The organism is Deinococcus aquiradiocola (genome assembly GCF_014646915.1).
Taxonomy (GTDB): domain Bacteria; phylum Deinococcota; class Deinococci; order Deinococcales; family Deinococcaceae; genus Deinococcus; species Deinococcus aquiradiocola.
In genome coordinates, this window is sequence record NZ_BMOE01000011.1 from 119,246 (window position 1) to 132,222 (window position 12,977).

Genomic DNA, 12,977 nt, shown 5'->3' on the forward strand with positions numbered 1-12,977 from the left:
ACGCCCCCCCGGCCCCCCTTACAATTCTTCCCGGCAGTACGCCTGAAACGGAGCGTGAACAGTGACTCAGCAGGAAACACAACAGCAGCAGCAGGACAGCACCAGCACCCCGCTCGGCAGCATCGGAGCGGGCAGCATCGGAGCGGGCAGCATCGGAGCGGGCAGCATCGGCGTGGACGTGGGCGGCACCAAGATCGCGGTCGGCGTCCTGATCGGCGAGGAACTCCGCGAATTCCACACGCACCCCACGCCCGACACCGGCTGGAGGGGCGTGCTGGACGCCGTGGCCGCCCTGGTCCGCCCCCTCATGGAGAAGTACGAGGGCGTCCGCACGGTCGGGCTCGGCATTCCCGGCCCGATCAGCCAGGACCGCGCGCGCGTGCTGTTCGCGCCGAACATCTACGGATTCAACGACGTGCCGGTGGTGGAGGGCCTGCAGGAACGCCTGGGCCTGACCGTCTCGATGGAGAACGACGCGAAGGTCGCGGCGCTCGCCGAGGCGACGCTCGGCGCGGCGCGCGGCAGCAGCAGTGTGTACATCACGGTCTCGACCGGCATCGGGAGCGGCATCGTGCTGAACGGCCGCCTGTGGCGCGGCTTCCACGGCATCGCCGGTGAGCTCGGGCACGTGGTGAGCGTGCCGGGCGGCCCCGTGAGCGGCGCCGGGCAGTCCGGCACGCTGGAGGCCGTGGCGAGCGGGACCGCCATCGCGCGCGACGCGAGCTTCGCCCTGAACCGCGACGTGAGCACCGCCGAAGCCTTCGCGCTCGCGCAGAAGGGCGACCGCATCGCGCTGCGCGTGGTGCGCGGCGCCATGACCCGCATCGGGCTGGCCGTGGCGGACCTGCAGAAGGTGCTGGACCCCGAGGTGTTCGTGATCGGGGGCGGCGTGGCGGGCGTCGGGGAGTTCTTCTTCGATCACGTGCAGGCCGCCGCCGACGAGGCCGCCGAGGGCTTCGCGCGCCCGCAGATCCGCCCGGCACTGCTCGGGTCGCAGGCGGGCGTGATCGGCGCGGCCCTCTCGGCCCGCATCGAACTGACGCCCTGACCCCCGCCGGGCTTCCGTCCGGACCCCACCGACGCACGCAGGAGGCCGCCCGGCACGCGGCCCCTGCGTGCGTCCGTCATTTGCGGCGCAGTCAGGCCGTCCCCATGCTGCAGGCGGCACGGAAGCGGCACGGCATCCGTGTTAGCCTCCAGCCATGCAAGCCAGGCAGGCGGGACCGACCCAGGCGGCGCGGGGAGCGGTGTCCATCGCGCTCGCCGTGACGCTCGGGCACTTCATCAACGACGCGTACGGCGCGATGCTCACGCCGCTCTCTCCGGCCCTGCGCGGCCAGTACGGCGTGAGCATCGCGGCCGTCACGCTGCTCGCCAGCGTGTTCTCGCTCACCAGCAGCGTGCTGCAGCCGCTGCTGGGCGTGATCGGGGAGCGTTTCGACCGTCGCCTGATGGCGGCCTCCGGGCCAGCCCTGACGGGCCTGGGCCTGAGTTTCGTGGGGTACGCGCCCGCCTTCGGGATGCTGCTGCTGCTCGTGGCGCTCGCGGGCTTCGGGAGCGGCTTCTTCCACCCGGCGGGCGCGGCGTACACGGCGCGGTACAGTCCGCTGCAGCAGCGCGGCCTGTGGGCCAGCATCTTCAGTGCGGGCGGCACGGCCGGCATGGCGCTCGGCCCGGTGTTCGCCGGGGTGGGCCTGCACGCCCTGCCGCTCCTCGCGCCGATCGGGCTGGTCGTGGCGGGCGTCTCGTACGCCGTGACGCCCAGCGACCGGCCCGCCGGGCGGCGCGTGACGCTGCCCGAGTACCTGAACATCTTCCGGGGGCCGATGGTGCGCCTGTGGGCCATGGCGGTCCTGCGGTCCCTGGCGAGCATGGGGTACAACGCCATGCTGCCGTTCATCATGCTGTCGCGCGGCTTCGGGACGCGCGAGACGGCCATCACGCTCGGCATCTTCGCGGTGGCGTCCGCGGTGGGCGGCATCGTGGGCGGCCGCATCTCGGACCGGGTGGGGCGCGTGCCGGTGCTGCGCAGCGCCATCGTGGCCACCATTCCGCTGTTCGCGGCCCTGATCTTCAGTTCGCCCTCGCAGTGGTGGTTCTACCCGCTGACCTTCGTGGTCGCGGCCCTCGTGAACGCCAGCATCCCGGTGGGCGTGGTGACGGCGCAGGAGTACGCGCCGCAGCACGTGGCCGTGGCGAGCAGCATCATGATGGGCTTCTCGTGGGGCTTCGCGGGCCTGCTGGTGTTCGCGGTGGGCCTGCTGGCCGACGCGACCACCCCGACTGTCGCGGCGCTCGCCAGCCTGACGCTGCTGGTCCCGAGCGCGTTCCTGGCCGCGACCCTGCCGGAGCCGGAGAAACGCACGTTCTGAAGGCCGAGCTTCAGCGTTCCGGCAGGGCGTGCTGCTCGTACAGGCGCGTGAAGGCCTCCACCACCTGCGGGTCGAACTGCCGTCCTGCCGTGCGGTGCAGGTACAGCAGGGCCTGCACGGGCGTCCAGGCGGGCTTGTAGGGGCGTTCGCTGACGAGCGCGTCGTAGGTGTCCACGGCACTCACGATGCGTCCGGACAGCGGGATGGAGGTGCCGGACAGGCCCTGCGGGTAGCCGCTGCCGTCCCAGTGCTCGTGGTGCGAGAGGGCGACTTCCGCCGCGAGGCGCAGCAGGGGGCTGGTGCTGCGCGCGAGGAGGCGGGCGCCGAGTTCGGCGTGCGTGCGCATCACGCTCCACTCGCCGCTCGTGAGTTTGCCTTCCTTGAGGAGGATCGCGTCGGGAATGGCGAGCTTTCCGATGTCGTGCAGGCGCGCCGCGAGGCTCAGGGAGCGGACGTCCGCGTCGCTCATGCCGAGCTCCTGCGCCACGCGGGCGCTCGCGTCGCCCACCCAGCGGGCGTGCGGGCCGAGCGGCGCGTCGCGGAACTCGGCGGCCGACGCGAGCAGTTCGGTCATCTCGACCTGCGTGGCCTCCAGCTGCGCGGTGTACTCCGCGACCGTCTGTTCGAGCAGGTGCTCCTGCCGGTTCAGTTCGCCTTCCTGACGGCTGTACGCGCGGCTGAGACGCAGCACGCTGGCCTGCGCGCGCTCGTTGCGGCGCGACACGTCGTGCAGGTAGAAGGACTGGTGGTGCTTGAGGGCCTGCTCGTACTGCCCGACGCCCTGGTACGCCATGCTCAGCTCCCAGTGGGCCGCCGCGAGGTCCGGGTGGTTGCTCTCCCCGTCCGGCCCCTGGTCCTCGCCCTCCAGGCGTTCCAGCCGCAGCTTCGCGTCGTGCAGCCGCTGCCGGGCCTGGTCCAGCCGCGCACCTTCGAGCGGCGTCAGGGGGTCCGGTTCGGTCGGGGCGGCAGTCATGGCGCTGCGCCCATCTTGCCATATCCGCGCGTGCCGCTCACCGCACCCCCCGCCGCGCACACGGCCGGGAGGCACGCCGGGACAAATCCTTTAGACTGAGTGCAGTTCTGACAACCAGGAGGCATGAACATGTCCGCACCCCTATTCAGCAGCATGATGGACGTTCCGCTCGTCATCCCCACCATCCTGGACCGACTCCGCACCCTGTACTACGAGCGTGAGGTCGTGAGCCTCGTCGTGACGGGCAAGGACGAACACGGCGCGCCCGTGCCCGGCACGCACCGCACCACCTACGGCGACGTGGCCCGCCGCGCCCTGCAGCTCGCGAACGCCCTGCAGTCCCTCGGCGTGCGGGAGGGAGACCGCGTGGCGACGCTCGCCGTGAACAGCTACCGGCACCTGGAGTGCTACCTCGGCATTCCCAGCATGGGCGCGGTGCTGCACACCGTGAACATCCGCCTGCACCCGGATCAGGTCGCGTGGATCCTGAACCACGCCGAGGACCGCGTGCTGATCGTCGAGAACCTGTTCGCGGGCATGGTCCCCGCCCTGCGCGCCGCGTGCCCGCAGCTGGAGCACATCATCGTGATGGGACCGCACGCGGGCGAGGGCGACCTCCTCGACTACGACGACCTGATCGGCGGCTTCACGGACGACTTCACCTTCCCCGACATCGACGAGCGGCAGGCGGCCGCCATGTGCTACACGAGCGGCACCACCGGCAACCCCAAGGGCGTGCTGTACTCGCACCGCTCCACGCTGCTGCACAGTCTCGCCAGCGCCCCCAAGGACGCACTGGACGTGGGCGAGCGCGACACCGTCATGGCGATCGTGCCGATGTTCCACGTGAACGCCTGGGGCCTGCCGTACACGGCCGCACTGACGGGCGCGAAGCAGGTGTTCATCGGGGTGTTCAGCGACGGGCGCAACGTGGCCCGCATGCTGGCCCAGGAGCACGTGACGATCACGGCGGGCGTCCCCACCATCTGGATGGGCCTGCTCGCGGAACTCGACCGGGCGCGGGCGGCAGGCGAACCGTACGACCTGCACCGCCTGGAGAGCCTGGTGGTGGGCGGCAGCGCCGCGCCGGAAGCGCAGATCCGCGCCTTCCAGGAACGGCACGGCCTGACCCTGAAGCACGCGTGGGGCATGACGGAAACGCACCCGCTCGGGACGGTCAGCGTCCTCCCGCCGCACGTGGACCTGCGCAGCGACGAGGGGTACGCCCTGCAGGCCAAGCAGGGCCGCACCGTGCCGCTCGTGCAGCTGGAACTGCTCAGCGACGAAGGCGCGCGCCTCCCGCACGACGGGCACACCATGGGCAGACTCATGGCGCGAGGCCCGTGGGTGGCGGCCAGCTACCACAAGGGCGAGGGGCAGGGGAACTTCATCGAGCTGGACGGGCAGACGTGGTTCGACACGGGCGACATCGCCACGCTGGACGCGCGCGGGTACATGCACATCCAGGACCGCAGCAAGGACCTCATCAAGTCCGGCGGCGAGTGGATCTCCAGCGTGGACCTGGAGAACGCCCTGATGGCGCACCCGGCGGTCGCGCAGGCTGCCGTGATCGCCATCGACGACCCGAAGTGGGACGAGCGTCCCCTCGGCGTGCTCGTGCTGAAGGCGGGCGCGGACGCCCCGGACCACGCCGAGCTGACGGCGTTCCTCGCGCCGCGCTTCGCGAAGTGGTGGCTGCCGGACGCCTACGAGGTCGTGGAGGTCATCCCGATCGGCGCGACCGGCAAGTTCCTGAAACGCGAGCTGCGGCAGCAGTTCAGCGCGTACCGCGCGCCCGGCGCCACCCGCGAGTAACCTGCACCTCCCGCACCTCCCCGTGCGCGCCCCCGACCCCATGCCGTCTTCCCGGCGGCCGGGTCGGGGGCGCAGCTGTAAGGCGGCCGCCTGCCCGCTTCCACGTCCTCAACACCGTCCTTGTTGGTGCCCTTGTCGCTCGGCTGAACTCCAGAAGTTCAGCTCGAAACCGTATCAGGTGGCGTGCCGGACGGCCGTGACGAGCACCTCGTACTTGCCGGTCACGTACACGGTGAAGCCGTGCTTCTGCAGGTGGCGGCGGGCGGCCGTCACGTCCCGCATCAGCAGGCTCAGGTCGGGGCGCGTGAAGTTCAGCATGCGCGCCCCGTAACTGAGTTCCCCGCCGCGGTAGCGGGCGTTCGGGTACCCGAGGATCAGGGTCCCGCCGGGCCGCAGGACCGTGGTGCGCAGGGTCCGCAGCAGGTCCTCCTGCACGATGCCGGGGCTCTGCAGGACGCTGAGGGCCGTGACGGCGTCGAAGGTGCCGAGCGTGGCGAGGTCGCGGCCCGTCACGTCCAGCGTCCGGAAGGTGTGCTGCGGGTGGCGGTCCCGCGCGAGCCGCAGGGCGCTCTCGTCGAGGTCCACGCCGGTCACGTGCAGCGCCTGCCCGGGGTACGCGAGGTGCAGCACGTCCAGCTCGCGGGCGCTGTTCACGCCGAGGCTCAGCACGCGCGCGTCCGGCGGGAGGTTCGCGCGCGTCCACGCCTCGTGCAGGTCGTGCAGGAGGTGCGGGTCCTGCAGCTTGTCGGCGCGCTGGAAGTCGCTGCCCGCACCGTACCGCGAGGCGCTGCGGTCGCGGGGGGGCGTGACGCGCGACCGGAAGTGCAGGCGCAGCCCTTCCGGGACCGGGACGGGCGTGTGGAGGTGCGCGTCGAGCAGGTCGGCGGTGTCCGTCCACGTCAGGAGGGGGCGGTGCGTGCCGCGCGGTCCCGGCTCGCCCGGGTACAGGCCGAGCGCGTGCCCGTCGTCCGGGTCCGGCACGTGCAGAATCGCCTCGCCGTGCCGGAGGAGTTCGGCGCGCAGCCACGTCAGGATGTCGTGCAGGGCCTCGTGCGTGAAGGTCGTGGGCGCGTCGGGGCGTGCAGGCATGGCGCAGGGTATCCCGAATCGCGGCGGCCCTGTCCTGTGTGGCAGGACGCCATCTGTCCCGGCCCGGATTTGTTAGCCTGTGGCGTGCGGGGGGCCAGAAGGCCAGCGGACACTCCTCTCCAGGTTGAAGTTCTGCGAGACGCAACCCCGCACCGTTGAGGGCCACATGCCGAAGTCAGACACCCTGAAGTACTACACCTCCGAGTCCGTCAGTGAGGGCCACCCCGACAAGCTCGCGGATTTCATCTCGGACAGCATTCTGGACGAGTTCCTGCGGCAGGAGCCGAAGGCGCGCGTGGCCGTCGAGACGCTCCTCACGACCGGTATGGCCGTCGTGGCGGGTGAGGTGACGGCCGCGACCGCGCACGTCGACGTGCAGCGCGTGGTGCGCGAGGCCGTCAAGACGGTCGGGTACACGCGCGCGCACTACGGTTTCGACGCCGAGTACAGCGCCGTGCTCGTCGCGCTGCACGAGCAGTCGCCGGACATCGCGGGCGGCGTGAACTACTCCGAGGAGTGGCGCGACATGAGCAGCGAACAGCGCCAGGACCCCCGCAACGCCGAGTCCATGACGGGCGCGGGCGACCAGGGCCTGATGTTCGGGTACGCGACCGACGAGACGCCCGAACTGATGCCGCTGCCCATCTCGCTCGCGCACCGCATCACGCGCCGCCTCGCGGAACTCCGTAAGGACGGCACGCTGCCGTACCTGCGGCCCGACGCGAAAGCGCAGGTGACGGTCGTGCGCGACGGCGAGATCGGCGCGGAACGCGACCTGTGGGTCGACACGGTCGTCATCTCCACCCAGCACGACGAGCACACCGAGCAGTCCACCATCCGGGCGGACCTGGAGCGGCTCGTGATCCGGCACGTCATCCCGGCCGAGTTCCTGCGCCCGGACACGAAATTGTTCATCAACCCCAGCGGGAAGTTCGTGATCGGCGGGCCGCACGGCGACACGGGCCTCACGGGCCGCAAGATCATCGTGGACACGTACGGCGGCGCGGTCCCGCACGGCGGCGGCGCGTTCTCCGGCAAGGACCCGACCAAGGTGGACCGTTCCGCCGCGTACTACGCGCGCTACATCGCCAAGAACCTCGTCGCGGCGGGCCTCGCGCGCCGCGCGCTGGTGGAGGTCGCGTACGCCATCGGGCGCGCGTCCCCGGTGTCGCTGCGCGTGGAGAGTTACGGCACGGGCCAGCTGAGCGACCAGCAGCTCGCGACGCTGGTGGAGGGCGCCTTCGACGCGCGCCCGCAGGCGATCATCCGGCAGCTGGACCTGCTGCGCCCCATCTACGCCGCGACCGCCGCGTACGGGCACTTCGGACGCGAGGAATTCCCGTGGGAGGCGACCGACCGCGCGGACGCCCTGCGGGACGCGGCCGCCCAGACAGCCCCCGCCCGCTGAGGGTCCGGACTGATACCCTGAACGCATGAAAGAAGCCGTCAGCACCCCGAACGCCCCCGCCGCCATCGGCCCGTACAGTCAGGCCACCGTGTCCGGCAACATGGTGTACACCAGCGGTCAGATTCCGCTGCGCCCGGACGGGTCGCTGCTGGACGGCGACGTGACCGCGCAGGCGCATCAGGTGCTCGAGAACCTCAGGGCGCTGCTGGAGGCGGCCGGGTCGGGCCTGGACCGCGTTCTGAAGACCACCGTGTTCCTGAAGGACATGGAGGACTTCGCTGCGATGAACGCCGTGTACGCCGAGTACTTCAGCGAGCCGTTCCCGGCGCGCAGCACCGTGCAGGTCGCGAAGCTCCCGCGTGACGTGCGCGTGGAGATCGAAGCGGTCGCCGAACGGCACTGAGCCCGCCGCAGGACGCAGAAGGAGAGGGGGAACCGGCAGCTGGTCCGGTTCCCCCTCTCCTTTTCACCTTTCCGGAGCGGAATGCGGGTCAGTTCTGCAGGAGACCGGCGGCGCCGCGCACGAGCAGGACGGCCAGCAGCACGCTGAGCAGGAGGGCCGCGCCGAGGATGGCGGGCACCAGCCAGCGGCGGTGGGCGGCGAAGGTGTCGGCGCGCGTGCGGGCGTGCCCGAGCACGTCGGCGGGCAGGAAGCGCGTGGCGAAGGCGAGCAGGGCGGGCACGACGAGCAGGTCGTCGCCGTACCCGACGAGCGGGATGGAGTCGGGGAGCAGGTCGACGGGCGAGACGGTGTACAGCAGGGCGGCCAGACCGATGAGGCGGGCGCTGGCGGGCGTGCGGCGGTCCGCGAGGGCGAGCAGCAGGCTGAGCGCGTCGCGCCACACGTGGCGCAGGCGGGCGGGAACGAGGCGGGTGAGGAGCGGGCGGGTGAGGTTGCGGGTCATGTCGTTACCTTCCGGTGGGGGTGGGGGGTGGGCCGCCAGGGGCGGGCGGGGTCGCCTGCCCTCCCGGCCGGATGGGCGTGGTGGGATCGGTGGTGCGGGGGGCGCCGAGGTCGGCGTCACTGAGGTCGGTCTCGTCTGGGTCTTCGCTGGCGTCGTCGTCCGTGAGATCCAGGCCGGGCAGGCCGAGAATGAATTCCGCGCCGCCCAGTTCGCCGTCCGGGTGTCGCCAGTTGCCTCCGGTCAGGTCGCCGCCGTGCATGCGGGCGATCTGGCGACTGACGCTCAGGCCCAGGCCGCTGCTGCCCGAGCCGCTCACGAAGGGGTCGAAGATGCGTTCGCCCAGTTCGGGCGGGAGTCCGGCGCCGCTGTCGCGTGCGACGAAGCGTACCGCTTCGGGCGTCTCGTGCAGGTCGAGGGTCACGTCGCCGTCCTTTCCGGCGGCGCGCCTGCCGTTGGCGAGCAGGTTCCGGAGGGCCTGCGTGAGGCGGTCCGGGTCGCACAGCACGAAGGCGCCCCAGTCGCCCGTGAAGGTCGTGCCGGGCACGAGGCGGTCCAGGCGCTCGCGGAGCTGCCGGGCGGGAATGTAGTGGTACGCGAGCTTCAGTTCCAGCTGGCCGCGCGCGAGCTGCATGAGGTCCTGCGTGGTGAAGGTGAGTTCGTCCGCGACGAGCGCGGCGCGGCGCACGTCGGGGTCCGTGCCGAGCGACGCGGCCTGCGCGAGCGACGCGCGCAGCACCGTGAGCGGCGCGCCGAGTTCGTGCACGATCTGCCCGAGCAGCTGCTTCTCGCGGGACTGCTGCGTCTCGATGCGTGACAGCAGCAGGTTGATGGCGCTCAGCAGTTCGTACACCTCGTCCTGACGGCGCGGGAGGGGCAGGGCGGCCACGCTGGTGCTGGGGTTGATGCGTCCGGCGAGCATCGCGGCCTGCCCGAGGCCCCGCAGGGCGCGGCGTCCGGCGAGCCACGCGAGGAGCAGCGTGAGGAGCGGCGTGCCGATCACGGCGAACGTCAGGACGCGCAGGGCGCTCTGGCGGGCCTGCATGATCACGTCCTCGGACAGGCCCACCCAGATGAACCCGCCCGCCTTGAGGGGCCGCGTGGCGACCTTGACGGGCGTGTCGTCCAGGCGCACCTCGGTCAGGCCGGGGAAGGGGAAGGGGGCCTTCTCGTACTCGCGCAGGCCGGCCGTGGCGAACAGCACGTGGCCCGCGGCGTCCACCACCATGCTGTAGCTCCCGGCCGGGGCGACCTGCGTCTGTCCGAGGCCCGCCGAGGGGCTGTTGAAGCCCTCCGCAAGCCGGTCGGCGCGTTCCGAGAGTCGCGCCTGGAACTGCCCGTCGAGGTCGTGCAGGAGCTGCACCGTCATGACGGCCCCGACGAGCGTGACGAGCGCCAGGGCGAGCAGGGTGTACATCACGGCCAGCCGGAAACGCAGGCTGTGCATCCAGGTGGGGAGGTGCAGGGTCATCCGGCGGCGCGGGGCTCAGACCTGCAGGACATAGCCGACGTTGCGGATGGTGCGGATCCGGAGGTCCGACCCGACGCCCTCCAGCTTCTTGCGCAGCTGCGAGATGCGGACCTCAACGCTGTTGGAGTTGGGGGTTTCCCAGCCGTACAGGTGAGATTCGATGTCGGCGCGCGAGAAGACGCGTTCGGGCGTGCGCATCATGAGTTCCAGGATGCGGGCCTCGTGTTCGGTGAGGGTGGCGTTCTCGCTGCCGACCGTCAGGGTGAGGCTGCTGCTGCTGAGGCTGGTGTTGCCGAGGTTGACGCCGGTGCCGGACGCGGTGCGGCGCAGCAGCGCGCCGATGCGCGCGTCGAGTTCCGGCATCGCGAAGGGTTTGGTGAGGTAGTCGTCGGCGCCCGCGTTGAGGCCCGCCACGCGTTCCTGCACGCCGCTGCGGGCGCTGAGCACGAGGACGGGGGTGCTGCTGTACTGCCGGAGGCTCTGCACGAGGTCCAGGCCGTCGCCGTCCGGCAGGTTCAGGTCCAGCAGGATGAGCTGGGCGCTGTGCGTGCCGAGCCACGCCTGCGCTTCCTTGATGGTGCCGGCGTGGAAGGTCTGGTAGTCGGCGCTGAGGTAGTCGCGCAGCAGCGGGCCGAGGTGGGGGTCGTCTTCGACAATCAGCAGTTGGGCGAGCATGTGGACCGTCCTTTGGGGGTGTCGTGGTGGGCGGGGTGGGCGGCCGTCACTTGTTGGACGGCGCGGTCTTGAGGCCCGGCAGGCTGAATGTGCGTACGCTGTTCTGGACGCTGGGCGTGAGTTTGAAGGTGCCGAGGAAGCGGTTGAGAGGCTGCAGGGTGCCGCCCGCGAAGAGGCTGAGCGCACCGCCCGTGAGCTGGCCGTTGTAGCGCGGCATGAGGCCCGCGTAGCTGTTCTTTTCGCTGTCGTCGCGGATGAAGATGGCGACCACGGGGCCGCTGTAGTCCGTGACGAGCTGCAGATTGAATTTGTTGCCGGTGGCCTCGCCGTACCCGAGTTTCGTCTGCAGCTGCGGGTCCCACACGACGAGCTGCACGGCCTGGGCTGGGAGCGCCAGTGCGGCCAGCAGTGCCGTGACGAGGAGGGAGCGGTGGAGCGTCTTCATGTCTGCCTTATCTTACTGCCGCGCCGTGACTGGACCCTGACAGGGCGGTGCGTGTCAGGCGTTCCGGGACGTCCGGAACCCCCAGCGTAGGCGAGGTGCCTGAAGGACCGCTGACGCCGGATCAAGGTGTCTTCATGCTGCCGGACACGTCGTGCAGCCCCCGGGCGGCGCGGTGTCCGCGCGGCCGACCGCTCTTCCTCCGCCCTACCGCTCGCCTCGCCCCTGTACGCAGCACGGGGTTCAGTCGGCGGCCGGAGGGGCGGCCAGGGTGCGCAGCAGGGTGTCCTGCACGCGCCGCAGGTCCTGGCCCGGCCCGGCGTAGCGGTCCATCAGGATGGAGAACACCAGCACGCGCCCACCGCCCGGCCGGGTGTCCGGCAGGCCGAGGTAGCCGGACAGGGACGACACGCCCGGCAGGGTGCCGGTCTTGGCGCGCACGTCGAGGCCCGCGAGGCGCGAGGCGAGCGTGCCGCCCAGTTCGGTGTCGGCGCGGGTGGCGGTGCCGGTCCCGGCGCGCGGCAGCGCCTCGATCAGGGGGTTCTTCCGCTGCCGGTACGCCTGCAGCGGCGTGAGGCCGCTGGGCTGCGCGTGCAGGTACGTCCAGCGCAGCAGGCCGACCAGCAGGCGCGGCGTGAGGCGGTCCTGCCCGGACAGGCCCGAACCGTCCCGCACCACCAGTCCCGCGAGGGGTGCACCGGCCGCCGTCAGCAGCCGCTCTTCCTGCGCGCGGGCGTGCCGGGGACTGGCGGGGCGCCAGACGGGCGTGCCGGTGTTCACACCGAGGCGCGCGTACAGCTGTTCCGTCCAGACGTTGTCGCTGCGTTTCAGGGCGCGCTGCACCAGCGTCAGGAGGGGCGCGGAGCGGGTGGTGGCGACGCCTTCCTCGGGCCGCATCTTCACGCCCGGCATGGGGGCGGGCGTCACGGTGACGGTCTCCCCCACCGTGACCCCTGCGCGCCGCAGTTCCTGCCGGAACACCCCGCCGAGCCGCCGCAGGGCGGCGCGCGTGTCGGGCGTGGTCGTGATGGACTGCCCCTCGCCTGCCGTGGGGTCGTTGAGGGTCAGGCCCGTGACGGGGCGCTCCGCGACGGGGACGCTCCAGCCGGACTCGTCCGTCCCGGCGGGCGCGCCGATCAGGTGCGGGTCGAGGTGCAGGGCGTCCACGCGGTGCACGCCGGACCGGTACACCTGCCGCGCCAGTCCCGCGAGCGAGTGCTCACCCTGCGCCGCTTCCAGCGAGGGGTCGCCGCTCCCGACGAGCGTGAGGTGATCAGCGTGCGCGCCCGTTCCGGCGGGGCGGGTGACGGTGGTGCTGAACCAGTAGTCCCCGCCGAGCGTGTCGAGGACCGTGCCGAGGCTCAGGAGTTTCATGTTGGAGGCGGGCGTAAACGCCTCGCCGTCCCGGCGCGCATAGAGCGTCTCGCCCGTCTGCGCGTCGGCCACGAGCACACCCACGTGCGCATTCCCGGCGGCACGCAGGGCAGCGTCGAGCGCCGCCACGCGCGCCGCCGGGAGAGGCGCGGCCACCTGCGCCGCCGGGGTGGGGGTGGGCGGCTGGCCCTGCCCTGCCCCGCTGCCGAGCAGCGCCAGCAGCGGCAACGTCAGGAGTCGGCGGGAGAGTGAGGGCATGGGCGCACCGGGAACACGAGGCGAGAGGCGCAGGGAGGCCGTCCGGGGGCGGTGACGGACGGCAACAAAAAAGCGTCCCTTCGGACGCTGATAAGGAAAGTATACCCCGGTATGCACCCGGTGTCAAACGATGCACGCGGGTGGTCGTGGACTCTTGGGCACGACAGTGGTTCAATGAACCATGAACGAGCTTACGTG

12 protein-coding genes are annotated in these 12,977 nt (G+C 71.6%); 5 read left to right on the forward strand and 7 right to left on the reverse strand.

All coding sequences use genetic code 11. The features are described from left to right. Positions 1 to 172: 172 nt before the first annotated feature. Together IEY33_RS14670 and IEY33_RS14675 are read left to right on the forward strand one after the other, a co-directional pair. Entirely contained in the window at positions 173 to 1,048 is an 876-nt protein-coding gene (locus IEY33_RS14670) for an ROK family protein (protein ID WP_188964054.1), read from the forward strand. Between the two features lie 154 nt (positions 1,049 to 1,202). Further along, positions 1,203 to 2,372, forward strand: coding sequence for an MFS transporter (locus IEY33_RS14675; protein ID WP_188964033.1), 1,170 nt, complete (start codon positions 1,203 to 1,205; stop codon positions 2,370 to 2,372). 10 nt (positions 2,373 to 2,382) lie between these two features. On the opposite strand, the gene IEY33_RS14680 is transcribed toward IEY33_RS14675, so the two are convergent. Beyond that, positions 2,383 to 3,345: an HD-GYP domain-containing protein gene (locus tag IEY33_RS14680; protein WP_188964034.1), complete on the reverse strand. Its 963-nt coding sequence runs from the start codon at positions 3,343 to 3,345 to the stop codon at positions 2,383 to 2,385. Positions 3,346 to 3,474: 129 nt separating this feature from the next. Between IEY33_RS14680 and IEY33_RS14685 the strand changes: the two genes are divergently transcribed. Then, a complete protein-coding gene (locus tag IEY33_RS14685; RefSeq protein WP_229671039.1) occupies positions 3,475 to 5,160 on the forward strand; it encodes a long-chain fatty acid--CoA ligase in 1,686 nt (561 codons plus the stop codon). Between the two features lie 174 nt (positions 5,161 to 5,334). On the opposite strand, the gene IEY33_RS14690 is transcribed toward IEY33_RS14685, so the two are convergent. After that, complete coding sequence (locus IEY33_RS14690) at positions 5,335 to 6,249, reverse strand: class I SAM-dependent methyltransferase (RefSeq protein ID WP_188964035.1); 915 nt, start codon at positions 6,247 to 6,249, stop codon at positions 5,335 to 5,337. A gap of 166 nt (positions 6,250 to 6,415) precedes the next feature. Here IEY33_RS14690 and metK point away from each other — a divergent pair, with 166 nt between their 5' ends. Both metK and IEY33_RS14700 read left to right on the forward strand, forming a co-directional pair. Then, positions 6,416 to 7,657 carry a methionine adenosyltransferase gene (gene metK / locus IEY33_RS14695; RefSeq protein ID WP_188964036.1) on the forward strand — a complete coding sequence of 414 codons (1,242 nt, stop codon included), beginning with the start codon at positions 6,416 to 6,418 and terminating at the stop codon, positions 7,655 to 7,657. Between the two features lie 25 nt (positions 7,658 to 7,682). Further along, the gene (locus IEY33_RS14700) at positions 7,683 to 8,060 is read left to right on the forward strand and encodes a RidA family protein (RefSeq protein ID WP_188964037.1); all 378 of its coding nucleotides are present in this window, start codon (positions 7,683 to 7,685) and stop codon (positions 8,058 to 8,060) included. An 88-nt stretch (positions 8,061 to 8,148) separates the two neighbouring features. Here IEY33_RS14700 and IEY33_RS14705 read toward each other — a convergent pair whose 3' ends face one another. The 5 genes from IEY33_RS14705 to IEY33_RS14725 form a co-directional block, all read right to left on the reverse strand. Further along, positions 8,149 to 8,562: a YkvA family protein gene (locus IEY33_RS14705; RefSeq protein ID WP_188964038.1), complete on the reverse strand. Its 414-nt coding sequence runs from the start codon at positions 8,560 to 8,562 to the stop codon at positions 8,149 to 8,151. 4 nt (positions 8,563 to 8,566) lie between these two features. Continuing rightward, positions 8,567 to 10,030, reverse strand: a complete 1,464-nt coding sequence (locus IEY33_RS14710; protein WP_188964039.1) for a sensor histidine kinase — start codon at positions 10,028 to 10,030, stop codon at positions 8,567 to 8,569. Between the two features lie 15 nt (positions 10,031 to 10,045). Further along, positions 10,046 to 10,705, reverse strand: coding sequence for a response regulator transcription factor (locus IEY33_RS14715; protein WP_188964040.1), 660 nt, complete (start codon positions 10,703 to 10,705; stop codon positions 10,046 to 10,048). Positions 10,706 to 10,751: 46 nt separating this feature from the next. Then, positions 10,752 to 11,150 (reverse strand): hypothetical protein, encoded by a 399-nt coding sequence (locus IEY33_RS14720; protein ID WP_188964041.1) that lies wholly within the window; start codon positions 11,148 to 11,150, stop codon positions 10,752 to 10,754. 240 nt (positions 11,151 to 11,390) lie between these two features. Beyond that, a complete protein-coding gene (locus IEY33_RS14725) occupies positions 11,391 to 12,779 on the reverse strand; it encodes a D-alanyl-D-alanine carboxypeptidase/D-alanyl-D-alanine-endopeptidase (RefSeq protein ID WP_188964042.1) in 1,389 nt (462 codons plus the stop codon). Between the last annotated feature and the right edge of the window lie 198 nt (positions 12,780 to 12,977).